Origin of the sequence: Hornefia butyriciproducens, assembly GCF_009695915.1 — a bacterium.
GTDB lineage: Bacteria > Bacillota > Clostridia > Peptostreptococcales > Anaerovoracaceae > Aminicella > Aminicella butyriciproducens.
In genome coordinates this window covers 1-24,921 of sequence record NZ_VUMZ01000007.1, presented here as the reverse complement: position 1 = coordinate 24,921, position 24,921 = coordinate 1, and the positions used below count along the sequence as shown (strand labels likewise).

Genomic DNA, 24,921 nt, shown 5'->3' with positions numbered 1-24,921 from the left:
TGGAGAGTAACGAATGAGTTTTGAAAATCTGAATTCCAGGCAGCAGGAGGCGGTGTGTCAGCTGGAGGGACCGCTTCTGATTCTGGCGGGCGCAGGTTCCGGCAAGACGAGTACCATGACCCACCGCATCGCCCATATGCTTGAAGAGGGAATTTCTCCGTACAGTATTTTGGCGGTGACCTTTACCAACAAGGCCGCCAGGGAAATGCGGGAGCGAGTGGAGGAGCTGGCGGGAGACCGGGCGGGATCCATGTGGATCATGACCTTTCACGCCATGTGCCTTCGCATTCTGAGAGTCTATCCGGAGGAAGCGGGGTACGAGCCGAACTTTGTCATCTACGACGGCACTGATCAGAAGACTCTGGTGAAAAACATCCTGAAGGAAAACGGGATCAGCGACCGGGAATTCGCGCCGCAGTATCTGCTGGCAGTGATCAGCGACCAGAAGGAGAAGGGCGTGGATCCGGAGCAGTACCTGGAGACAATGGAGAATAATTATAAAACAAAGGCGATTTACCTGGTGTACAGAGAGTACCAGAAGCGGCTGCGGCAGAACAATGCGATGGACTTTGATGATATCCTGCTGAACACTGTGAAACTCTTTGAGCGGAATGAGGAGATTCTGCTGCGCTACCAGGAGCGTTTTCAGTATATCATGGTGGATGAGTATCAGGATACGAACCATATTCAGTACCGGCTGATCCGCCAGTTGGCGGACCGGCATCGCAATCTGTGCGTGGTCGGGGACGACGACCAGTGCATTTACCAGTGGCGCGGGGCGGATATCCGGAACATCCTGGACTTTGAGTCGGATTTTCCGGAGGCGAAGGTCATCAAGCTGGAGCAGAACTACCGGAGCAAGGGGAACATTCTGGACGCAGCGTATTCGGTAATCCGCAACAACCGCGGCCGAAAGAGCAAGAAACTGTGGACGGACCGTGACAGCGGCGAGAAACTTCGCTATTACAGGGCGAATAATGACCATGAGGAGGCGGCGTATGTGGCCCGGCAGATCGGGTATATGAACCGCGCCGGCCGGCCGCTGACGGATTTCGCGATTCTGTACCGGACCAACGCCCAGTCACGGCTTTTTGAGAGCGCTCTTTCCCGGGATGGAATCCCGTACCGCGTTTTGTCCGGCATGCGTTACTATGACCGGAAGGAAATCAAGGACATCATGTGCTATATGCGGCTTGTGGTCAATCCGAAGGATGACCTGTCAATGCGGCGCATCGTGAATGAGCCGAAGCGCGGCATGGGCGACAAAACCGTGGAGAAGGTCATGGGCTTCGCTGCTGTGAAGAACAAAAGTCTGCTGGAGACGCTCAGCGATCCTGAGGTGCAGGACACGCTGCCGGGCAAGGCGTATGACCGGGTACGGGAGCTGACGGATTGCCTGAACCTCTGCCGGCAGGAACGGACGAACCTGAAGGTTTCCGACATCTATGACCGGCTGCTTACGAAAACCGGATATCTTCCCGCACTGGAGGAGACCGGCACCGTCGAGTCAGAAGGACGGATAGAAAACCTGATGGAGTTCAAATCGGTAATTTACGATTATGAAAAGGGAACTGAAAATCCCACCATCGAGGAGTTCATGGAGCAGCTGACGCTGGCGGCTGAGGTGGATAACTATGATGAGCATCAGGACACGGTGACGCTGATGACAATGCACAGCGCCAAGGGACTGGAATTTCCGGTGGTCTTTCTGCCGGGACTTGAGGACGGCCTGTTTCCGGGTAACAAAGCCTTTGATGATCCATCGGGAATGGAGGAGGAGCGGCGTCTCTGTTATGTGGGCATGACGAGGGCAAAGGAGCTTCTGTTCCTGTCCAGCGCTGAGGAGCGCACCCGCTACGGAAGAACGGAATATACGAGGGAGTCGCAGTTCCTTCGGGAACTGGACCGGCGTCTCGTCGAGGGGGATGCTGTTTATCAGAGAAAAACCGGCGACTCCAGCCTGGGAGTTTCCACGGGAAGCCGGGACGGATACGCTGCAAAGCCGTATAAACCCTTTGATGCACTGAAATATGCCCGGTACAGTACGCGGCAGAATGCGATGAAGAACACAGAGAGCTTCGCGCCGGGAGACCGGGTGAGCCATGGGAAATTCGGAGAAGGCATGGTGCTGGAGGCTACAGATACAATCGTTACGGTGGCGTTTGACGGAGCCGGTGTCAAGAAGCTTGCGCTGGGCGTGGCTCCGCTGAAGAAGATCTGAAGAACACACAGAGCAATGAAAGACAGAAAACAGGAAATCAGAGAAAAAATCGATATTTTGAACCGGGCGGCAAAGGCGTATTATCAGGACGGGATTGAAATCATGCCGAACATCGAATACGACCGGCTTTACGATGAGCTGAGGGAGCTGGAGCATGAGACTGGGATTGTCTTCGCAAACAGTCCGACTCGGAACGTCGGATACGAGGTTTTGTCGGAGCTTCCTCGGGAACGTCATCCGTCCAGGATGCTTTCCCTGGATAAAACAAAGAGTCGGCAGGAGCTGGTGGAATGGCTGGGAGATCAGCAGGGCCTTCTGTCCTGGAAGCTGGACGGACTGACCATCGTGTTGACCTACGAGAACGGTGAACTGATCAAGGCACTGACCCGAGGCAATGGGGAAATCGGCGAGGTGATCACAGGAAACGCTCGTGTCTTCGCCAACGTTCCGGTGAATGTACCGTATCGGGGAAGACTGGTTCTGCGGGGAGAGGCAATCATCACCTATTCAGAGTTCCGCAGAATCAATTCGCAGATAGGCGATGCGGATGCGAAATACAAGAATCCGCGTAATCTCTGCAGCGGATCTGTGCGGCAGCTTGATCCTGCGGTCACTCGGAGCCGGAACGTGCGCTTCATTGCGTTCTCACTGGTGGAGGCGGAAAATGTGGATTTTGGCGGGACCAGGTCCGGACAGCTGGAGTGGCTCGCCTCACAGGGCTTCGACGTGGTGGAGTACCGCCATGTGGATAAGACGAACCTTCCGGAAACTATCGACCGGTTCGAAGAACAGGTTAAGACCAACGATTTTCCGTCCGACGGTCTGGTGCTGATTTACGATGACATCGAATACGGGCGGTCGCTGGGAACCACCGCAAAGTTCCCGCGGGATTCCATCGCTTTCAAATGGGAGGATCAGCAGGAAGAGACAGTTCTCCGGAAAATCGAGTGGAGCGCCTCGCGCACAGGGCTCATCAATCCGGTGGCGGTATTTGATCCGGTCGAACTGGAGGGAACTACAGTTTCCCGAGCTTCTGTTCACAATATCAGCATCATGCGGGAACTCAAGCTGGGCATCGGGGATCGGATCAGGGTGTATAAGGCAAATATGATCATCCCCCAGATCTCTGAAAACCTGACGGGGAGTGACACCATCGAAGTTCCGGAGGTATGTCCCGTGTGTAGTGGAAAAACTGAGGTCCGCAGCGACAGCGGCGTCAGTACTCTGTACTGTACGAATCCTCTATGTCCCGCTAAACAGCTTAAAAGTTTCAGTCACTTTGTGTCCAGGAACGCGATGAACATTGAGGGACTCAGCGAGGCCACACTGGAAAAACTGATTTCCCGGGGACTTGTTCGAGAATTCTCAGACCTTTTCCGGCTGGATCGGTATCGCGCTGAGATAACAGAGATGGAGGGATTCGGAGAGAAATCTTTCGAGAATCTGACGACCTCCGCGGAGCGGGCTCGAAGAACCACGCCGGAGCGGCTTCTTTACGCCCTCGGAATTCCGGGAATCGGCGCTGCGAACGCCAGACTGATCGTCCGTGCAGCCCACAGAAACTGGGAAAGGATCCAGTCCATGACAATAGAGGAACTGACGGCCATCGACGGCATCGGTGAAATTATGGCTCAGTCATATGTTTCTTTTTTTCAGAATCCGGAGAAAAAGAAGATTCTCGAGGATCTTCTGGAGGTTCTTATTCTGGATGAAACAGAGGAAACGCGGGGTGAGGTTTTTCAGGGAATGACCTTTGTTATCACCGGTTCGCTGGAGCATTATGAGAACCGGGACGCACTGAAGGCAGAAATCGAAAAAGCCGGCGGGAAGGTAGCCGGCTCTGTCAGCGGCAAAACGTCCTGGCTGATCAACAACAATGTGAATTCCACATCAGGGAAAAACAGGAAGGCTCATGAACTAGGTGTTCCGATTATCAATGAAGAGACGGTCCGGAAATGGATCGCGGAAGGAGAGATCACCAATGGCTGAACTGAAAATCGGCAAGCTGGACAGCGACGTTTTGCAGCGTATCGTAATCGATAAAATCAGATACCGGAGGCCGGAGGTGAAAACCAGAGCCGGAATCGGCGAGGACTGCGCCGTGATCGATTACGGAGAATATGAATGCGTGGTGTCCACCGATCCCATTACCGCAGACGTAAAGAACATCGGGCGCCTGGCGATTCACATCTCCTGTAATGATGTGGCCAGCAACGGGATTGAGCCTCTCGGAATCACTCTGGCGGTTATGCTGCCGGTGGGAACGACGGAAAGCGATGTGCAGACCATCATGACGCAGGCCGGAACTGCAGCAGAAGAAGCCGGCGTTGAAATCATCGGCGGTCACACGGAGGTCACCCCCGCAGTGAATCAGCCCGTAATCGTCTCTACCGCTTTCGGCCGCGGAATTGCGGGAGAATCGGCCAGTGCCAGGAATATGCGGCCGGGTGATATGATTCTGATGACAAAGAGCGCGGGACTGGAGGGAACCGGAATCATTGCCACGGAAAAAGCGGAAGAACTGACCGGCGTTCTGACACCGCAGGAGCTGCGGAGAGCACAGGGCATGATCCGGAACGTCAGCGTGGTGAAGGACGGCGTTACGGCCGGCCGCATCGGCACGTCGGGCATGCATGATGTGACGGAAGGCGGGATCCTGGGAGCTGTCTGGGAGATGTGCCATATTTCCGGACTGGGTGCTGAGGTAGAGCTGGAGGCTATCCATGTGGATCCGGTGACAGAAAAAATCGCTGCTCATTACGGAATCGATCCGCTGAGGCTGATTTCCAGCGGGTGCATGCTGATCGTCGCACCTCCGTCGAAGGCGTATAAAATTGTGACGGAATATCATAAAATCGATGTGAATATCAAGTCCGCCATCATCGGGAAAATCTGCGCCGCGGAGCACGGCATCACCCAGATTGATCCGCAGGGACAGGAATCGGAGATTGCCCCTCCTTATGCCGACGAACTTTACAAGGTCATAACCCGTTGAATCGGCAGATAGCCTGAGAGATACGATCGACGCCCGAGATTTACGAGGGGTCAGTATCCATGACTCACGAGCAATTGACATCAGGACCGGCGACCGCACTCGGGACTCACGAGCGGTCGGACAGCCAAGACTCACGAACAGCCGGTATCTGCCGGAGCTTATGCAGAGCAAGAGGAAACGATGAACAGTTATACAATCAGGAATCTGAAAGACTTTCAGCTTGACCACATCTTCGACTGTGGTCAGTGTTTTCGATGGAACAAAACGGGGCCCGGCGTTTATTCGGGCATGGCTATGGGCCGCCGCGTGACGATGGAGCAGCGGGGGGATTCCCTCACCGTTACTCCCTGTACAAAGGAAGAGTTTGACACAATCTGGCGGCCGTATCTGGATCTGGACCGGGACTACGGCCGGATTAAAGAAATTCTGGCCGAAAAAGATCCGGTGATGGCCAGGGCCTGTGAATGGGGAACCGGCATCCGGATCCTTCAGCAGGATCTCTGGGAGGTTATTGTCTCATTTATCATCTCACAGAACAACAATATTCCGAGAATCAAGGGCTGTATTGAGCGTCTCTGCCGGCTGGTCGGGGCAGCGCCGGAGGGTGAGGAGGACCGGCGGGCACCCGTCCAGGAAAGCCGGCAGGAACCCGGGCAGGCGGTACGGCAAACGCCCGGGCAGGAAGGACTGCGGGCATTCGGAGCGAATGTCGGGCTGGACGGGGATCAGTATCCGGACTTTCCGAGTGCCCAGACGCTGGCGGCGCTGGAGCCGGAGGATCTCGCGCCGGCGCGGCTGGGCTACCGCGCACGGTATGTTATCGAAACAGCAAGGCAGGTGGCGGAGCATGGTCTGCCTCAGACGGCGGATCAGGTTTTGTCCCTCAGCGGCGTAGGACCGAAGGTGGCGAATTGTATTTTGCTGTTCGGAATGAAAAAATACGATAGTTTTCCTATCGACGTTTGGGTGCGCCGGGTCATGCACGAACTCTACGGTTTCCGTGAAGAGGATGTGAAGGGAATGAAAGCGTTTGCGGCCGCAGAATTCGGGGAATTCGGAGGGTTTGCTCAACAGTATCTGTTCTACTATATGAGGAGCCTGTGATTTTTTCATTTTTTTTCAAAAAAAGATTGACATTAAGTGCGCCAGGTCATACAATATAACTGTTGGTTAGCACTCGTATAAAGTGAGTGCTAACAGAATCGTAAACAATAGAAATAATATAAATGGAGGTAAGGAAAATGAGTTTTGGCATCAAACCGCTGGGAAGCAGAGTCGTAATCAAGAAGCTCGAGGCTGAGGAAAAGACCGAGGGCGGTATCATCCTGACGAGTTCCGCACAGGAAAAGCCGCAGATGGCTGAAGTCGTCGCGGTGGGCCCCGGAACCAAGGACGAGGAGATGGAACTGAAGGCCGGAGACAAGGTCGTCTTTTCCAAATATGCGGGAACTGACGTTAAGTATGAAGGCGAAGAGTACACGATTATGAGCCAGGGAGACATTCTGGCGGTCGTAGAGTAATTACAGGGGGTACGAAAAAATGGCTAAAGAAGTATTTTACGGAGAAGACGCGAGAAGAAAACTGCAGGCCGGCGTTGACAAGCTTGCGGATACAGTTAAGATCACACTGGGCCCCAAGGGCAGAAACGTTCTGATTAACAAATCCTACGGATCGCCGCTGATCACCAACGACGGCGTTACCATCGCAAGAGAAATCGAGCTGGAGGATTCCGTAGAGAACATGGGAGCGCAGTTGGTGAAGGAAGTCGCCACCAAGACGAACGATGTCGCAGGTGACGGAACGACCACAGCAACTCTGCTGGCGCAGGCGATTATCAGGGAAGGTTTCAAGAATCTTGCTGCCGGCGCAAACCCGATGGTTCTGAAGAGAGGAATTCAGGGAGCGGTAGATAAGGCCGTGGAGGAAATCAAGAAGGTGTCCAAGCCGGTAGAAACCAAGGAGAGCATCGCGCAGGTTGCTTCTGTTTCCGCAGGCGATAGCGAGATTGGCAGACTGATTGCCGAGGCGATGGAAAAGGTCGGTAAGGACGGTGTCATCACAGTTGAAGAATCCAAATCGCTGGGAACAACACTGGACGTCGTGGAAGGTATGCAGTTTGACAGAGGATATCTGTCTCCGTATATGGTAAGCGATACCGAGAAGATGGAAGCTGTCCTCGAGAATCCGTATATTCTGATTACAGACAAGAAGATTTCCAACATTCAGGAACTGCTGCCGCTGCTGGAACAGATCGTCAAGATGGGCAGAAAACTGCTGGTCATTGCAGAGGATGTCGAGGGTGAAGCTCTGGCGACTCTGGTGGTCAACAAGCTGCGCGGAACGATCGATGTTGTGGCAGTCAAGGCTCCGGGCTTCGGTGACAGAAGAAAGGCCATGCTGGAAGACATCGCTGTTCTCACCGGCGGTACGGTAATCAGCGAGGAGGTCGGCTACGATCTGAAGGAAGCCACAGTGGATATGCTGGGACAGGCAGGAACCGTCAAGGTTGATAAAGACAATACCACGATTGTGAACGGTGCTGGCGAGAAATCTGCGATCGATGCGAGAGTGAACTCCATCAAGGCACAGGTTGAGGAATCAGATTCTGACTTTGACAGAGAGAAGCTGCAGGAGAGACTGGCGAAGCTCAGCGGCGGCGTAGCTGTCATCAAGGTCGGCGCAGCCACAGAAACCGAACTGAAGGAGAGAAAACTGAGAATTGAAGATGCTCTGAATGCGACAAAGGCCGCAGTTGAAGAGGGCATCGTCTCCGGCGGCGGCGTAGCTCTGTGCAGCACGATTCCGGCAGTCGCGGAGTATGTAGAAGGTCTGGAAGGCGACGAGAAGACCGGCGGACAGATTATTGTCAGAGCTCTGGAGGAGCCGGTCAGACAGATTGCCGAGAACGCCGGCTTCGAGGGAAGTGTCGTCGTGGCCGAGGTCAAGAAGCAGAAAGCAGGATATGGCTTCAACGCTGCGACAGAGGAATATGTAGACATGATCGCGGCAGGCATCGTCGATCCAGCTAAGGTAACGAGATCTGCAATTCAGAACGCTGCGTCCGCGTCTGCAATGCTGCTGACGACAGAGGCAGGAATTGTGGACATCAAGGAAGACGTTCCGGCGGCTCCGGCAATGCCGGCCGGCGGCGGAATGGGCGGAATGGGCGGCATGATGTAAAGTCGCTCCGCTCTGCGCTGAAAACGAGATACGGACAGATAAAGAGGCTGCGGATTCAGGAATCCGGAAGGCTCCCGTAAGGGGAGCCATTCCGGACTCCCGAAGCGTGGCCTTTTTGCTTGCGGCAGTTCTATGTAGGATCTCCGATGCCTTTTCGCCGATAGAACGTGCGCGACGGCCTCGCCTTCGACATTTCGCCGACTGATTTCATCCGGCGACACCCTCGCCGATTGAATGTGTCCTTCAGCATCTTCGCCGACTGGATGCGCCCGCAGGACTCGCATCAAGCTGAATATGGACACGAGACGCCGGCTGCGATATAATGGTAACATGAATATCACGAAAAAAAGAAAACAGAAACTTCTTGCGGCCGCACTGGCGCTGACGGTCATGCTGACGCCGGGCGGTATTTTTGCAGCACAGAGCGGTGCAGGTACTGCGAATCGTGCGAAAACCGCAGACGGAACCAGTTCTGCGGTTTCCACCTACGAATCCGCTGCCGAAAAGCCGGAGGTGTCCGCAGAAGGCGCGATGGTCCTCTGCAGCGGGACGAATCAGATTTTGTACGAAAAAAACATCAATGAACGTCTAGATCCCCTGAGCACCACCAAACTGATGACTGTCTACCTCACTATGAAGGCCGTCGACGACGGAAAAATCACGCTTGACACTGTATTCACCGCCTCAAGGGCAGACACAAAGGTGATGGAGAGCAAACTCTACTTGAAAAAAGGTGAGAAGATGAAGGTCCGGTATCTTATTTACGCCACGCTGCTTCATTCCGCCAACGACGCAGCGGCGACCCTCGGAAGCAATCTCGCCGGCAGTAAAACGAAGTTTGCGTCTCTGATGAACAAGACAGCAAAGGCTCTGGGCTGTACCGGCACGAGATTTACCAACGCTAACGGACTTATCGAGAAAGGATGTCATTCCACGCCTCGCGACATGCTTCTGATCGCGAGAGCCTGCTTCAGCTATTCCTTTGTTCAGAAGGTGTGCCAGACGAAAACCTGCAAGATCCCGCCCACCAATCTGTATGACGACAAGATTACCGTGACGACGACGAATCCCTTCTACGAAAAACACAAGAAGGTCCGCCGCCCTTACGAGAAGTACAATATCATCGCCGGCAAGACCGGCACCTGGGACGCGGACAACGCCTCGCTGATCGAGATGGCTGAATACAAAGGCCGCTACATCTACACGATCGTCATGAACGACAAACTGAATAAGCGTTATCCGGATACTGTCAAACTGATTGAATACGCCAGAAATGTCATTGATGAGCAGGAAGCACTCGAGCAGGCGGAGAAGCAGCAGACCACTTCCGCTAAGGTCACGGGTGCGAAGGGAGCGGTTTATTCCGTACTCGGAAAAACGGCGTTGTTCCGGCAGGCGCTCAGCAGAATCAATCGGATTTCCGCGGTAAATACCGCCCGGATCAGCACTGCCGGCTATACATCGGAAGACGGCGTCCGTCTGGAATGGGACGGGGTCAGCGGCGCGAGGGGTTATGACATCTATCGCTCAGACGGAGGGACTTTTAAGAAGATAGCGTCCACCGGAGCAGACGATGAGGAAACCTATACCGACGCCGGAGTGAAGAAGAACCGTATTTACCGCTATTACATTCAGGCAAAGCGTGGAAACATGCTGGAATTTTTCCTGGCGAAATAGTTGAAAATAGTATAGAAATGGTATAGAATGTTTGCTAAAATAAAAAACAGCAGGAGTATCTGAACACGACGATTTGTCGGTCGTGACAACAAAAAAAGGAGGAAAAAAATGGCCCAGTTCTACAAGGAACCATCCAGAACGTTCAACGAGTATCTTCTGGTCCCTGGTCTGACAACAAAGGAAATGACCGTCGAAAATGTTTCACTGAAAACACCTATTGTGAAATTCAGAAAAGGCGAGGAACCACCGCTCTCAGCGAACATTCCGCTGGTTTCGGCCGTTATGCAGGCAGTATCCGACGACAATATGGCAGTCGCGCTGGCGAAGGAGGGAGGGATCTCGTTTATCTACAACTCTCAGCCGGTGGAAGAGGAAGCCGCGATGGTTAAGAGGGCCAAGACATATAAATCCGGATTCGTCAGAAGTGACAGCAATCTCAGGCCGGATCAGACGATGCAGGATGTGGTCGATCTCAAGAAGAGAAGCGGGCATTCCACCATCGCCATCACCGAGGACGGAACGGCGGAAGGGAAAATGGTCGGCATGGTTACCAGCCGTGACTACAGAGTCAGCCGGATGGATCCCTCTACGCCGATCAGCGAGTTCATGACACCCTTCGACAAGCTCATTACGGCGCCGGACGGATGCACCCTCAGCGAGGCGAACGACATCCTCTGGGACAACAAGCTGAACGCTGTGCCTGTGGTGGACGATAACCAGAGACTGACATATTTTGTATTCCGCAAGGACTACGACGCTCACAAAGCAAACAAGAATGAGCTTCTGGACGCTCATAAGAGCTACATCGTCGGCGCGGGCGTCAATACCCGGGACTATGAAGAACGGATTCCCGCGGTTGTGGACGCGGGCGCGGATGTTCTCTGCATCGATTCCTCAGAGGGATACAGTGAGTGGCAGAGCGAATGCCTTGCTTGGGTACGCAAGAAATACGGCGACGATGTCAAGATCGGCGCAGGCAACGTGGTGGATAAAGAAGGATTCTACTATCTTGCCGAGGCGGGTGCTGACTTTGTTAAAATCGGCATCGGTGGCGGCAGCATCTGTATCACACGGGAGCAGAAGGGTATCGGCCGCGGACAGGCGACCGCGGTCATTGAGGTTGCCGCGGCCCGGGACGAATACTTCCAGAGGACCGGCGTCTATATCCCCCTCTGCTCGGACGGGGGCATCGTCTATGACTACCATATGACGCTGGCTCTGGCCATGGGTGCAGACTTCCTGATGATGGGCCGGTATTTCGCCCGTTTCGACGAGTCACCCACCAGCAAGCTGAACGTCAACGGAAGCTACGTCAAAGAGTACTGGGGCGAAGGCTCCAACCGTGCCCGCAACTGGCAGCGCTACGATCTGGGAGGCGATCCCCGCATGAAGTTCGAGGAGGGCGTGGATTCCTATGTTCCCTACGCCGGCTCCCTGCATGATAATGTCAATCTCTCTATGACAAAAGTGAAGTCCACCATGTGCAACGTGGGGGCCACCAGCATACGAGACCTGCAGGAGAACGCCAAGATCACACTGGTGTCCGCAACCTCGATTGTCGAAGGCGGCGCGCACGATGTGATTCTGAGAGACACCTCACAGGGCGGAAACCGATAAAGTAAACGGACGGGCATCGCCCGCATAACTGAACTTCGCAGCCGATACGGCCGCGGAGTTCACTTGTTCATAAGCCCGCGCGGCAAACAGCACAAGTATAGAAGGAGTATCTTATTTATGGAAAAGGAACTGGTTATCGTACTGGATTTCGGCGGACAGTACAATCAGCTGATCGCAAGACGCGTGCGTGAATGTAATGTATACTGCGAGGTGCATTCCTACACGACGCCGCTTTCGGAGCTGCTGGCAAAGAATCCCCGCGGAATCATTCTGACGGGCGGTCCGAACAGTGTTTACGACATGAGTTCGCCGCACTACGACAAAGCCCTGTTTGAGGCGGGTGTGCCGATTCTGGGAATCTGTTACGGAGCGCAGCTCATGGCCTGGAGCTTGGGCGGAAAGGTGGCCACTGCACCGGTAAGTGAATACGGAAAGACTGATGTGGACATCGATCAGAGCGGCCGTTTGTTCGGTGATGTATCATCGCGGACAGTAGCCTGGATGAGCCACACGGATTATATCGCGGAACCGCCGGAAGGCTTCCGTATAACGGCGTCTACGCCGGTCTGTCCTGTGGCGGCGATGGAGGATGATTCACGCAAGCTGTATGCGACGCAGTTTCATCCTGAGGTCACGCATTCTGCAGAGGGCATGAAGGTCCTTTCCGCATTTGTTCTGGACGCCTGCGGCTGCAGCGGCGACTGGCGCATGGACGATTTCGTGGAACGGACGATCAATGAGATTCGCGAAAAGGTCGGCAGCGGACGGGCTCTGTGCGCGCTGTCAGGCGGCGTGGATTCCTCTGTGGCGGCGGTCATGATGTCTAAGGCTATCGGAAAACAGCTGACCTGTGTCTTTGTGGATCACGGACTGCTCCGCAAGGACGAGGGCGCTTCCGTCGACCGCGTGTTCGGCCCGGAGGGACCCTACGACCTTAATTTTGTGCATGTCGACGCCCGTGAACGCTTCTACAAAGCCCTGGCCGGCGTGACGGAGCCGGAGCAGAAACGGAAGATCATCGGCGAAGAGTTCATCCGGGTCTTTGAAGAGGAAGCGCGCAAAATCGGCGCTGTGGATTACCTGGTACAGGGCACGATCTATCCGGATGTGATCGAGAGCGGACTCGGAAAATCCGCAGTCATCAAGTCTCACCACAATGTCGGCGGACTTCCGGACCACGTGGATTTCAAAGAAATCATTGAGCCCCTGCGGATGCTCTTCAAGGACGAGGTGCGGCAGGCCGGGCTGGAGCTGGGGATTCCGGAGGAGCTGGTGTTCCGTCAGCCTTTCCCGGGACCCGGACTGGGAATCCGCATCATCGGCGAGGTTACAGCCGAAAAGGTTAAGATCGTGCAGGACGCGGATGCGATCTACCGGGAAGAAATCGCGGCGGCCGGGCTGGACCGGCAGGTCAGCCAGTACTTCGCCGCTCTGACCAACATGCGGTCCGTCGGAGTCATGGGCGATTTCCGGACCTATGATTACGCCATCGCCCTCCGCGGCGTCACCACCTCCGATTTCATGACCGCCGAGGCCGCACAGATTCCCTGGGAAGTCCTCCAGAAATGCATGAACCGCATCGTCAATGAAGTCGATCACGTCAACCGCGTATTCTACGACCTGACGAGCAAGCCCCCGGGGACGATCGAGATGGAGTAGGCGCAAGCGGTTTGCCATATTCCTGCTTCCATTGAAATTTCAACCGGGACAGCGACTGGAAAAAAACGCGTGATACTGATTTGATACTATAATTTCATAGATTGGCCAAAGTGGTGGATACATTGAAAAACCAATGTGTTCATCACTTTTTTTATATCACGGAGCGCCTGCTGCGGCAAACGTACATGCAGAAAAAATCCTGCTGCTCGCAGGGCCTCACGACAGTCTGACCGGCGGTATCATTTCACATTACTGCCTCATTCGCATAATTGCCGAATGAACGATTCTCCCCTATGATAATGAAAAAGGAGGGCAGAAAGATGTTCGGAAACAAATATAAGCTGAGCTACGATGAGCGCAGGATCATCGTCCTTTGCCTGATCGAAATGAAAAACAAGCTGATACAGGAGAACCGCTACACCGATGCCATCGACGATCTTCTTGTAAAATTTCTTGACGATTAAGTTTATCCTTTCAGCCGAAAGCTGAATACATGACCCTGCACAATCCGGTGCGGGGTTATTTTTCTATCCGACTTTCGGAGAAAGGATAAGAGATGACTACAACAAAGGAAACAATGAAAATTATTGCGATGGGGCTGGGAGAAACCGGAGCCCGTGAAACAGAAAGCTGTGCAGGCTGTCCGTTAGTGGATGCACTGGCCAGGAGAGCTGCAGAGCATTTTGCTGAGATGACCGAAGAAATGGATGAGGAAGTGATCCTGGAGATCGTACGCAAACTGGAAACAGAGGCCTGTTCGGATGAACCGGACGCTATGATCGCACTTCTCGGCAGGATCTTCCGCCAGAATGGGATGGAATCCGCTGCAGCGGAAATGGAGGCACTGGATTACTGCATCAGTGAAGTTCCTGATGCCTGCGAAGCATTTGCAGATTCATTCTTTGATGACGGATATGTTGACTGGTACTGCGTGGAAGGCTGGCTTCGTGACATGTTTCCCAGCAAGGACCAGAAGCTGCTGAGTTAGGAGGTTAGGAATGGCAAAATGCGAAACCATTGCGATCTGCAATCAGAAAGGCGGCGTAGGAAAAACCACCACGGCGCTGAATCTGGGGGTGGGTCTTGCCAGAGCCGGAAAGAAGGTGCTGCTCGTCGACTCGGATCCACAGGGTGACCTTACCCAGTCTCTGGGATGGAACGGGGATGAACTGGAGAAATCCCTGGGCAGGCTCATGTATCTGGTCACAAAAGACTGCAAACCCATCGTGGAAGATACGATCCTTCATCACGAGGAAGGCGTGGATCTGATCCCGTCCAATCTGGATCTTTCTTCTATGGAAGTCAGTCTGGTCAACGCCATGAGCAGAGAAAAGGTGCTGGATAACCTTCTCCAATCGGTAAAGAAAAACTACGAATATATTCTGATCGATTGCATGCCGTCATTAGGCATGATCACCATCAATGCGCTGACCGCTGCGGATAAAGTGATCATCCCGGTGCAGGCCCAGTATCTTCCTGCCAAAGGAATGACGCAGCTGATGAAGAGCATCGACCGGGTCAAGACACACACCAATCCGGACCTGAAGATCGGCGGCATTGTCATGACGCTGGTGGACAACCGGACCAACCTGGCAAGAGATGTGATCAGCAGCATCCGGACCCATTACGGAATGGCAATCCGGATCTTCGATACCCAGATCCCGGTGGCGGTGAAGGCAGCAGAAGCGGCAAAATCCGGGCAGAGTATCTTTGACTATGACGGAAACGGAAAGGTGGCGAAAGCTTATGAAGCATTGACGAAGGAGGTGATCCGCTGTGGCGAAAGAGAAAAGAGAAGAGATACAGTTTCCCTCACTCGATGAACTGTTTTCCTCTCAAGAAGAACGGGAGGACGCTAAACTCAAGCGGATCTACGAAATTCCGCTGACAGAGATCGATCCCTTCCCGGATCATCCCTTCAAGGTCCGGGATGATGAAGATATGATGAATCTTGTGGAAAGCGTTCGAATCAACGGGATCATTACTCCCGCTACGGTACGGAAAAAGGAAGACGGGCGGTATGAGCTGCTGTCAGGACACCGGAGAAAAAGAGCCTGCGAGCTGGCCGGACTCCCTACTCTCCGATGCGACGTCGTAGAAATGGACCGGGATGAAGCCACAGTATTCATGGTGGAATCCAACTTTCAGAGAACAACGATTCTTCCAAGTGAGAAAGCATTCGCTTACAAGATGAGGCTGGAGGCGATGAATAGGCAGGGAAAACGTAGTGACTTAACTTTTTCTCCACTGGATAAAAAGTTAAGATCCGGTCTGAAGTTGTCCAAAGACGTTGGTGACAGCCAGGCACAGATTTATCGATATATCCGCCTCACCGAACTGATTCCGGAGCTTCTGGAAATGGTGGATGAAGGGAACATAGCCCTCCGCCCGGCAGTTGAACTGTCATATATCCCGAAAGATATTCAGGAAGATATCTTCAACTGCATCGATATGGAGCAGTGCACTCCTACCCATTCTCAAGCGATCAGGATGAGAAAAATGGCTACGGAAAGCAAACTGACACCGGAATCCATCGAGGCAATAATGCTGGAGGAAAAGCCCAACCAGAAGGAGCGCATCGTCTTCCGGGGAGACCGGATCGCAAAACTTTTTCCAAGGGACCTGCCGCTGTCCAAACGGGAGGATTTTGTTGCGGCAGCTATGGAGCACTACAACCGCTTCCTCCAGCGAAAAGCAAGGGATCAGGAGCGGTAAAATGCGGGAGTACGCACTCCCAATTTTCCCTCCCTGTAACCCTCCCTTTATTTACTACCAGTTACTACCCGAAGAAGAAAAATTACTCAAAAGAAGAGAGGCAAGCTGAGACGTCTGTGTGAAAGCACAGGCGTTTTTGCTTGCCCTATCACGGCGCTTCAGCGCCGATGAAGGTTAGCCGCAAGAAATTCCCGAATCTGCGATTTGGTGAATTTTTCTGCGATTGCCATGAAACGGAAAGGAGAAATGCTTTGAACAGAAAAACAGAGCTCAAGCAGAAATTCAAGCAGCTGCTCACCATCGCCTTTGCATCCATGATGGTACTGGGATCCGCCCTTCCTGCGATGACGGAAACGGCCAGCGCATTCACCGGCAAGGTGGGAAGCAGCTATACGGTCACTGACGGTGGCAGGATCACCTACGGCTCCGGTGACGGAGGCTACAGCAATTCCAGAAAATGCGACCTGGGAGACGGGCTGGGAAGCAGATATACCTACTGCGTCCAGCCGGCCAAGGCATCGCCGCCCACCGGAAAGGTCACGGTAGACAAAGTGATCACCGATTCCGACGACAAAGGAAAATGGAATGCCCTCAGAAACATCGTGTTCTACTCCCCGTCCTACCCAGGATACGAGAAGAATATCAGCAACATCAAAGGCGCATACTACACCGGAAATTTCACCAAAGACTGGGCCATCGCTCATCTGGCCATGGCATATGTTTACGAAGGAAGACCCTCCGATATGGCGACCTGGGGAGGAACGAAGGCTTCCGGCCTTGGGGATATCTGGATAAAGGCGAAGAGGCTGGGTGACGGACTCTGGAATGCGGATTCGGAAAAAGATGGGGCCATCCCGGGAAATTTCAAGGTGTTCATCAGCACCATGAGCGGCGTGCAGGACATGGTGGCGGGATATCTGGAGGATATCCGGGGCGGATTCCGCCTGCAGAAGATCGATAATGATCTGGATGAACCGTACGCACAGGGAGATGCATCGCTGGAAGGCGCGGAATTCACCGCATTTAACAAAAGCGGTCATGCCGTTTTCCTCGGAGAGAAGAAAATCAACCAGGGAGAAGCGGCCGTTACAATCAGGACGGACAAGAACGGCCTTGCGAAGTCTTCTGCCGACGCCCTGCCCTACGGCGATTATCTGGTGAAAGAGACCAAAGCGCCTTCCGGATATCTTCTGAATGAGAAATGGTCCAGAGCCATCAGCATCCGAAAAGACGGAGAAATCATCGACATCACTTCGGATCCGGTGAAGGAAGAAATTCAGCGTGGCGGCGTTCAGATCGTAAAGCGGGACAAGGAGCTGAAGAAATCAGAGGCACTCGGCGGTGCTGATCTGAACGGGATCGAGATGACCATCAAAAACGTATCCGGTCACGATGTGCTGGTCCGCAGTGATATCGGAAGTCCAGAAAACAAAGTGGACTGGAAGGCCATTTCCTCAAAGAAGGATCTGATTGATTCCGGAAAAGTCAAGCGTGTAAAGTCCGGTGAGGATATGGGGAAGATCACCGTTCACTGGAATGAAGCAAAAAAGGCCTACACGGCAGAGACCCTTCCGGATGATCTTCCATACGGAACCTACACCATCCGCGAGACGAAGACCAACAAGACCTATCAGAGGACGGACAAGAGCGAGCATCTGTTCAAGATCCGGGAAGACGGAAAAACCGTTTCCTGCGACGACGGACAGAACGAAATGGCACTGACCTTTGACAACTATGTCTACCGCAGCGACGCCTAGGGAACCAAGATCGGTGACGGCGATTCCAGAAGATTTGCCTTTGTCCCGTTCAAAATCACCGCCGCATCAAACGGCGAGACCCATGTGGTGGTCACGGACAAAAACGGATTCTTCTCCACGAAGGACCGAAGAGCCGCTGGTGATCTGGACGAGGAAGAAGGGAAAGACAATGCCCGCAGACAGAATCCGTTCGATGATCTTCTGAACGAGAAACAGATCTCTACCGAGGCTCTGAAAAAGAGAGCGGAGCAGATCCGATGCGGCGTGTTCTTCGGCACAGGACAGTTCGGGAGCAAAGCTTCCATGATCGCCGGCGCAGGAGCTCTGCCTTATGACACCTACACCATCGAAGAGATGCGCTGCGAGAACAACAAAGGATATGTTCTGCAGAAGTTCAGCTTCACCGTGGATGAGAAAACCCGCACAGGAACCGTGGACCTGGAGACCATCACAGATGATCTGATCACCATCGGAACCAAGGCGAAAGCAGAGAATACCGGCATGAATCTTTCTGCTGCAGAGAAGGACGTGAAACTCATGGACACCGTCTCCTACACCAATCTGGTTCCCGGAAAGGAATATGTTCTGAAAGGAAAGCTCATGGACCAGAAGACCGGAAAGGAGCTTCTGGTGAACGGAAAGCCGGTGATTTCCCAGCAGAAATTCGTGCCGGAGAAGAAGGACGGAACCGTGGATGTGGAGTTTGTCTTCAGCGGTGCGGGCCTTGCCGGAACCTCAACGGTGGTGTTCGAGGATCTCTATGAGAACGATGTGAACATTGCATCTCACGCAGACATTCATGATGAAGGCCAGACCATCCACTTCCCGGAGGTAAAGACCCATGCGGAGGACCGGAAGACAAAGGACGAAGTCGGGGAAACGCACAAGGAAACCACCATTGTGGACAAGGTAAACTACCGCAATCTGATTCCGGGAAAAGAATACACGGTAAAGGGCGTTTTGATGGACAAGGAGACCGGAAAACCGGTGATGGTGAAGGGAAAGAAGGTCACTTCCGAGAAAAAGTTTACGGCACACAAGGCCGACGGAACGGTGGAAATGAGCTTCACTTTCGATGCATCTTCTCTGAAAGGAAAGACCACCGTCGTATTCGAGGATCTCTTCTATGAAGGAGTCAAGGTTGCCTCTCATGCAGATCTTTCCGACAAGGACCAGACCGTTCATTTCCCGAAGAAGCCGGATACTCCGCCGGAGACTCCTGCTCCGCCGAAGACCGGAGACAGGACAAAACTTCTGGGATATATCGCTCTGATGCTGGCAGCGGGTACCACCGCAGCAGGAATCGCGTATAAGAAAAGACAAATGCATAAGTTTCCGGAGGACCAGGACGATCTGAAGAAATAGAGCATGAAATAGCCAATGAGCCAAAAGGGCGGCAGAGATGCCGCTCTTTTTCTGGTTCGGTCAGGAGGAAAAGAAAATGATTACAAACGGGATCAATGGTGAGATCCGAAAGGAAAACGAATGCCGGTTTAACCGAAACATCGCCATGATATGCGGGATCCGGCCAGCGCTGATCGCTCAGTATCTCTGGGAGATCATGGAGTACGAGAACGGCACGGCCGACGATTACTGGAGAAAGATGCCCCAGAAGATGATCCAGACGGTCTACCCGTTTCTGAGCCGGCACATGATCCGGGATGCCATGAAAGAACTGACCGAATGCCGGATTCTTCGTGCTTCGGAAAGAAACGAGAGCCGGTTCGACCGGACCAGATGGTATCAGTTTACCGAATACGGCATGGAGCTGATGAGCCCGGGGAGTTACGCATGAACGGGCTGAAGGGGCGCAGGCAGTGCCCGGAGAACTGCCGATACCGCAGAAAGGAAGCACCCTTCTGCGGATACTGCATGATGGAGATCATCTATGGGAAACGGAAGGAGGACGAAAATGACAGCAGACAAAAGCAAGCTGAAGACACTGAACAAACTGACGGATGAGGGATTTGACACGGAAAAGAAGATCACATCCATCGATATGAAAATCGCCTATGATCACGGACTGAGCGGAGAGATCGGCGTGATCCTGGAGCTGCAGGAGGCGATTCGGGACCGGAAGGTCATCGCCTACCTTTGCAACGCAATGGACGATGCGAAACCGAAACCCCCAAAGACCAATAGCAGTAACCTTGAAGAAAAGGAGGATGACCGCAGTGAAAACAATGAAAGATACGAATACGGCGGATACCGCAGTAATCAGTAAGATGGAAGAACTCAGAAAGCTGGTGAATGATCTGGAAGACGGAACCTTAATCAGCATCCGGATAGAGGAGGTGATGATCCTTGCCGAAGAAGAATGAAAATGAGATCAAAGTCGTGAATGTCCGGCTGGTGAAAGAGCCTTCTCTCTATTCCACCAAAGAAGTCACGTCCCCGGAAGCTGTAATGGAAGTGGTGGCAGGCGAGCTGAAAAACTATGACCGGGAGGTATTTGCGATCCTGAATCTGAAGACGAACGGCAAGCCCATCAACCTTCATATCTGCAGCGTAGGCACCCTGGATGCAGCCATGATCAATCCGAGAGAGGCGTTCAAGGCCATCATTTTGTCCAATGCGGCATCCTTCATCTGTATTCACAATCACCCATCCGGAAACTGTGAACCGAGTCCGGCGGATATTGCCGTTACCGAGCGGATGGTCAGATGCGGCGAACTCATGGGCATCAAGATGCTGGATCATATCATCATCGCCGCGGAAACCGGAGAACAGGCCAGTTTTCTCCGGAAGGGACTTCTCGATGGAATGCGGTCAAGAGACGACTATACAAGCGAGTGGGAACGATAGAACAAAACCTGCGTTTTTCAGTTTCGGGAGGTGATGAACATGGCCGGCTTCACGGCAAAAGAGATCGAACTCGCCCGGGAGATGGATCTTCTGACCTATCTCAGACAGAATGATCCGGGGAATCTGATCCATATTTCGGGCGGCGAATACTGCACCAGAGAGCATGACAGTTTGAAGATATCCAACGGTAAATGGATGTGGTGGTCCAGAGGTTTCGGTGGTGTATCGGCGCTGGACTATCTGATCAAAGTAAAGGATGTACCCTTCACAGAAGCGGTAGGAATGATACTGGGCACGGAGGCGAAACAGCCTCCTTTTTCTTTTGTCCCGAAGAACGGAAAAGCAAAGCGGTTGCTGCTGCCGGAGAAGGCGCCGGAAGATCATGTGGTTCTTCGCTATCTTACCGGCCGGGGCATCGACCGGGAAATTGTCGAAGAGTGCATCGCCGGAGGGCTGCTTTATGAGTCGTTACCTTCACACAGTGCAGTCTTTCTTGGTTTGGATGAGAACAAAATAGCGAGATACGCCTTCTTCCGGGGAACCGGAAAAGACCGGATCATGGGCGAGGCTGCAGGCTCCGACAAGCACTTTTCCTTCAGGATCGAAGGCACGGGAGAGCGCGTTCATGTCTTTGAAGGCGCCATTGATCTTCTGTCCTATGCCACGATCCGAAAGCTGAACGGAGAAAGATGGAACAGTGACTCACTGCTCTCTCTGGGCGGCGTATATGGAGGAGCAAAGACCGTGAAGCTTCCGGCAGCACTTGAAAATTATCTGGATCACCATTCGGGAACCGAAGAAATCATTCTCCGCCTGGATGATGATCCCGCCGGAGGAAGTGCGGCTGCTTCAATCATCGGCAGGCTGAACGGACGGTACCACATCCGGGATGAGCCTCCTGTTCACGGAAAGGATTACAACGAGGAGCTGATGTTTCTGAGAACCCTTCAGCAGAAAGGAGAAACGAGATTTGGATGAAAAGAAGAAACGGGGACCTGACCGCAAGAGCCGGCAGGAGCAGATCCGGGAGATCACCGACCGGCTGGAGGAAGGCGTGAAGGAAGTATTTGAAAGCGACAAGTACCGGGAAATGCTGAAATGCATGAGCAAATTTCATCACTATTCTCTGAATAACTGTCTTCTGATTGCCATGCAGTACCCTTCCGCCTCTCTGGTTGCAGGCTACCGGACATGGCAGAAGGAGTTCGACCGGCAGGTCCGCAAAGGAGAAAAAGGAATCCGCATTCTGGCTCCCTGCAGGTACAAGGTGGAAAAAGATACTGCAGACGATGGGGATAAAGAGATCATCGAGATCACCGGTTTCCGGGTGGTCAGCGTGTTCGCCTATGAGCAGACAGAAGGCAGAGAACTTCCAATGATCGGCGTCAATGAACTGACCGGAGATGTGAAAAACTATCACAAGCTGTTCAATGCGCTGAAGGATATCTGTCCGGTTCCCATCTGTTCCGAGAACATCCAGGGAGGCGCCAACGGTTATTACGATGATGGGGCAAAGCGAATTGCTATACGCTCCGGCATGAGTCAGGTCCAGACTATCAAAACCATGATCCATGAAATCAGTCACCAGAGACTTCATTCCAAAGAGAATATGGATGAGGAAAAGCTGCCGGACCGCAGTACTAAGGAAGTTGAGGCGGAGAGTATCGCCTACACTGTCTGCAACCACTTCGGTCTGGATACCGCAGACTACACCTTCGGATATGTGGCCGGATGGTCCTCCGGAAAAGACACAAAGGAACTGAAAAATTCGCTGGAACGGATCAGAAAGACTGCTGATGAGATGATCACATCCATCGATCAGGCAATGGAAAAACAGCGTGAGAAGAGCGAAAAGGAGATCGAGAACGAGCGATGACAGTTCTTCCTGTATTGTGAAGGCACAGGTTATTAACAGTAGTATTCAATTCCATATAGTGACGGGACCCAGATGAATCGTTGTCAAATGGATATGATTCTTGCTTTTGTGCTAACAATATGCAATAATGTAAGCATGAAAGGAAGAAACTATGACGGCTTACGATAAGATTAATTCAATAGCAAAGGCGAATAACGGAATTGTCACATCCTCTATGGTAAGGGATCAGGGGATCCCCTCCTGGTATCTCTCGGAAATGGTCAAAAAAGGACGCATTCAGAGAGTTGCAAGAGGAATTTATTGTGATGCTTCCGGTGATTATGATGAGTACTATTTCTTTCAAATTACAAACAGCAGATGTATCTATTCGTTTCAAAGCGCACTGTATCTTCATGGCATGACAGATCGTGTGCCCTATCAGAAAGAGGTTACCGTCTATAAAGGGTATAACAGCTCGCATATTTCCGACGGAACCGTATTTCATTTTGTAAAAAAAGAAATTTATTCGATGGGTATTGTGGAGAAACCAACTGTCTTCGGGAATGCGGTCAGGGTTTATGACAAGGAACGGACCATCTGCGACCTGATTGCAGGAAGGAAAAACGTTGATGTGGAGATATTCTCTCATGCCATGAAGGCCTATGCCAGCGATCCTGACAGAGACTATAAGAAACTCCGTGTTTATGCCGGCGTGATGAAGATTGAAAAGAAAGTGGATGACATCCTGGAGGTAATATGAACAAAGATAAAATGATGGCTCTGATCAGGAAGAGGTCAAAAGAATCAGGTGTATCAATCAACACGTTATTACTGCTGTATTTCTTCGAACATTTTTTAGAACGCATTGCAGCAAGCAAATACAGGACAGATTTGATTTTGAAAGGGGGATTCCTTCTTTCATCGGTACTTGGGATACAAACACGAACAACGATGGATATGGATATGTCTTTGAGAAATCATCCATTGAGTGAAAGTGAAATTAAAAAGATTTTTTCAGAACTGGCCGCTTCCGATAGTGTGGATGGACTGCGATATATTTTAAAATCGATTGACAACATTAAAATTGAAGATCAATATCCCGGATATAAGATTTTGATGGAGGGTCAAATTGAGAATATACGTCAGCCCTTCAGCATAGATGTTGCGACTGGAGATCCGATAACGCCAGATGCGATCGAATATCCATACTGTTCTGTATTTGAAGATGACAAAACTGTAAAAGTAATGTCATATAACCTTGAGACTATTATTGCAGAGAAACTCGAGACGGTTGTTTCAAGAAAGACGGATAATAGCCGCAGCAAGGATTTTTACGATCTTTACCTTCTGTTTAACTTGAAATCTGAGAACCTTGATAAAAACAAACTGCGGGAAGCAGTGAATACAACTTTTGCGTATCGGAATACAGAACTTGATGCAAATAGTATACTCAGCGATTTGAACGATATTCAATCGAATGCCGGATTTCGTAAACGCTGGGAGCTGTATTGCAAGCGAAATGCTTATGTCGGTGAACTTTCTTTTGATCAAATGATCGAAAGTTTGAGAGGATATATCAATTTATCTGTAGATCATTGATGCGCAGATGTCTGCAACGGAGACTTGAATGTCTCCGTTTTGTATGCCCAGCATGGGCGTTCTCTAACGGGTGAAAGTCCCGAGTGGGCGTAGGCAACGACGAAGCACATAGCCGAACAGCAAGGGTGTCCGCCGTGAGACGGAATCTGAAAGAAGCTGTAAGCAAACCTCTGACCTGACGGACAGGAACCGCATACAAGGCTCGGAAATACGGATAAGGTGGCAAAAGGCACTGAGGTCCAAAAGTTGCTGGAAGTACGGGTAAATGCGGCAGGTACATGGAGGGAAAGAGTGCGCACCTTAACTGGGGAGGTCTTACAGGCGGTCTCATTAGCCGTAGTAACAACGAACTGTGAGAAGTACCCTGGGGGGCAGACCCTCAGCAGAAGCCATAGTAGTGGAGAAGTTCCTGTAATGGGAATGGAGCGAAGGGCTGAACAATCAATCAGTTGAAGTACGTTCCACTTCGTAGCCGGAGCATACGCCTGTCGATAACTTCAAAGGCGGCAAAGGCAAAAGGGGCAGAAAGGAAACAACGCATGGACACAAGTAGTCTCATGGAGCAGATACTAAGCAGAGATAATCTCAATGCGGCATATCTGCAAGTCGTAAGAAACAAAGGTGCGGCAGGCGTGGACGGTATGGCCGTAGAGGAACTTGGCGACTACCTTTCGGAAAACGGCGAAAACATTAGGGAACAGTTGCGGACGAGGTGCTTGAATGAAAAGGTAACTTCCACATTTAAGAGAAAAACGACCGGCAGAGGCTGGTTTCATAAAATCAGGTATAGGAATCAGGCCTGAAATGCTGTAAAATTCAATTAGCCAATACGGGTTCATTG

At 52.2% G+C, this 24,921-nt stretch carries 24 protein-coding genes; all 24 read left to right on the top strand.

The features are described from left to right. Nucleotides 1-13: 13 nt before the first annotated feature. The 24 genes from FYJ64_RS07910 (at nt 14) to FYJ64_RS11800 (ending at nt 24,883) form a co-directional block, all read left to right on the top strand. Nucleotides 14-2,221, top strand: coding sequence for an ATP-dependent helicase (locus tag FYJ64_RS07910; RefSeq protein ID WP_154574636.1), 2,208 nt, complete (start codon nt 14-16; stop codon nt 2,219-2,221). Between the two features lie 15 nt (nt 2,222-2,236). Next, a complete protein-coding gene (gene ligA / locus FYJ64_RS07905) occupies nt 2,237-4,210 on the top strand; it encodes an NAD-dependent DNA ligase LigA (RefSeq protein ID WP_154574635.1) in 1,974 nt (657 codons plus the stop codon). After that, a complete protein-coding gene (locus FYJ64_RS07900) occupies nt 4,203-5,216 on the top strand; it encodes an AIR synthase family protein (RefSeq protein ID WP_154574634.1) in 1,014 nt (337 codons plus the stop codon). The genes ligA and FYJ64_RS07900 overlap by 8 nt, the downstream gene beginning before the upstream one ends. A 180-nt stretch (nt 5,217-5,396) precedes the next feature. Then, nucleotides 5,397-6,320, top strand: coding sequence for a DNA-3-methyladenine glycosylase family protein (locus FYJ64_RS07895; protein WP_154574633.1), 924 nt, complete (start codon nt 5,397-5,399; stop codon nt 6,318-6,320). 137 nt (nt 6,321-6,457) lie between these two features. After that, the gene (locus FYJ64_RS07890; protein ID WP_075712658.1) at nt 6,458-6,736 is read left to right on the top strand and encodes a co-chaperone GroES; all 279 of its coding nucleotides are present in this window, start codon (nt 6,458-6,460) and stop codon (nt 6,734-6,736) included. A 19-nt stretch (nt 6,737-6,755) separates the two neighbouring features. Next, nucleotides 6,756-8,396: a chaperonin GroEL gene (gene groL, locus FYJ64_RS07885; RefSeq protein WP_154574632.1), complete on the top strand. Its 1,641-nt coding sequence runs from the start codon at nt 6,756-6,758 to the stop codon at nt 8,394-8,396. A 330-nt stretch (nt 8,397-8,726) separates the two neighbouring features. Beyond that, on the top strand, nt 8,727-10,073 hold the full coding sequence (locus FYJ64_RS07880; RefSeq protein ID WP_206045595.1) for a D-alanyl-D-alanine carboxypeptidase family protein: 1,347 nt from the start codon (nt 8,727-8,729) through the stop codon (nt 10,071-10,073). A gap of 108 nt (nt 10,074-10,181) precedes the next feature. Further along, entirely contained in the window at nt 10,182-11,690 is a 1,509-nt protein-coding gene (locus FYJ64_RS07875; protein ID WP_154574630.1) for an IMP dehydrogenase, read from the top strand. 117 nt (nt 11,691-11,807) lie between these two features. After that, nucleotides 11,808-13,349, top strand: coding sequence for a glutamine-hydrolyzing GMP synthase (gene guaA, locus FYJ64_RS07870; RefSeq protein ID WP_154574629.1), 1,542 nt, complete (start codon nt 11,808-11,810; stop codon nt 13,347-13,349). A gap of 320 nt (nt 13,350-13,669) precedes the next feature. Continuing rightward, nucleotides 13,670-13,813, top strand: coding sequence for a hypothetical protein (locus tag FYJ64_RS11365; RefSeq protein ID WP_168851741.1), 144 nt, complete (start codon nt 13,670-13,672; stop codon nt 13,811-13,813). Between the two features lie 92 nt (nt 13,814-13,905). After that, the gene (locus FYJ64_RS07865; RefSeq protein ID WP_154574628.1) at nt 13,906-14,337 is read left to right on the top strand and encodes a hypothetical protein; all 432 of its coding nucleotides are present in this window, start codon (nt 13,906-13,908) and stop codon (nt 14,335-14,337) included. A 10-nt stretch (nt 14,338-14,347) separates the two neighbouring features. Continuing rightward, nucleotides 14,348-15,172 (top strand): ParA family protein, encoded by an 825-nt coding sequence (locus FYJ64_RS07860; RefSeq protein ID WP_154574627.1) that lies wholly within the window; start codon nt 14,348-14,350, stop codon nt 15,170-15,172. Then, nucleotides 15,126-16,064: a ParB/RepB/Spo0J family partition protein gene (locus FYJ64_RS07855; RefSeq protein ID WP_328596998.1), complete on the top strand. Its 939-nt coding sequence runs from the start codon at nt 15,126-15,128 to the stop codon at nt 16,062-16,064. The genes FYJ64_RS07860 and FYJ64_RS07855 overlap by 47 nt, the downstream gene beginning before the upstream one ends. Nucleotides 16,065-16,315: 251 nt before the next feature. Next, entirely contained in the window at nt 16,316-17,821 is a 1,506-nt protein-coding gene (locus tag FYJ64_RS07850; RefSeq protein WP_154574626.1) for a prealbumin-like fold domain-containing protein, read from the top strand. Nucleotides 17,822-17,905: 84 nt separating this feature from the next. Next, nucleotides 17,906-19,186: a VaFE repeat-containing surface-anchored protein gene (locus tag FYJ64_RS07845; protein ID WP_206045594.1), complete on the top strand. Its 1,281-nt coding sequence runs from the start codon at nt 17,906-17,908 to the stop codon at nt 19,184-19,186. A gap of 76 nt (nt 19,187-19,262) precedes the next feature. Continuing rightward, entirely contained in the window at nt 19,263-19,616 is a 354-nt protein-coding gene (locus FYJ64_RS07840; RefSeq protein WP_143404546.1) for a hypothetical protein, read from the top strand. Further along, a complete protein-coding gene (locus FYJ64_RS11360; RefSeq protein ID WP_154574779.1) occupies nt 19,613-19,783 on the top strand; it encodes a hypothetical protein in 171 nt (56 codons plus the stop codon). The genes FYJ64_RS07840 and FYJ64_RS11360 overlap by 4 nt, the downstream gene beginning before the upstream one ends. Next, nucleotides 19,734-20,045, top strand: coding sequence for a hypothetical protein (locus tag FYJ64_RS07835; protein WP_154574624.1), 312 nt, complete (start codon nt 19,734-19,736; stop codon nt 20,043-20,045). The genes FYJ64_RS11360 and FYJ64_RS07835 overlap by 50 nt, the downstream gene beginning before the upstream one ends. A gap of 80 nt (nt 20,046-20,125) precedes the next feature. Continuing rightward, entirely contained in the window at nt 20,126-20,626 is a 501-nt protein-coding gene (locus FYJ64_RS07825; protein ID WP_075712647.1) for a JAB domain-containing protein, read from the top strand. Between the two features lie 39 nt (nt 20,627-20,665). Then, on the top strand, nt 20,666-21,604 hold the full coding sequence (locus tag FYJ64_RS07820; RefSeq protein WP_154574622.1) for a DUF3991 and TOPRIM domain-containing protein: 939 nt from the start codon (nt 20,666-20,668) through the stop codon (nt 21,602-21,604). Then, nucleotides 21,597-22,502, top strand: coding sequence for an ArdC-like ssDNA-binding domain-containing protein (locus FYJ64_RS07815; protein WP_154574621.1), 906 nt, complete (start codon nt 21,597-21,599; stop codon nt 22,500-22,502). Before FYJ64_RS07820 ends, FYJ64_RS07815 begins: the two co-directional genes overlap by 8 nt. 151 nt (nt 22,503-22,653) lie before the next feature. Beyond that, nucleotides 22,654-23,241: a type IV toxin-antitoxin system AbiEi family antitoxin domain-containing protein gene (locus tag FYJ64_RS07810; RefSeq protein WP_154574620.1), complete on the top strand. Its 588-nt coding sequence runs from the start codon at nt 22,654-22,656 to the stop codon at nt 23,239-23,241. Further along, a complete protein-coding gene (locus FYJ64_RS07805) occupies nt 23,238-24,080 on the top strand; it encodes a nucleotidyl transferase AbiEii/AbiGii toxin family protein (RefSeq protein WP_154574619.1) in 843 nt (280 codons plus the stop codon). The genes FYJ64_RS07810 and FYJ64_RS07805 overlap by 4 nt, the downstream gene beginning before the upstream one ends. Nucleotides 24,081-24,637: 557 nt before the next feature. After that, nucleotides 24,638-24,883, top strand: a complete 246-nt coding sequence (locus FYJ64_RS11800) for a hypothetical protein (RefSeq protein WP_407928784.1) — start codon at nt 24,638-24,640, stop codon at nt 24,881-24,883. Nucleotides 24,884-24,921 lie beyond the last annotated feature (38 nt).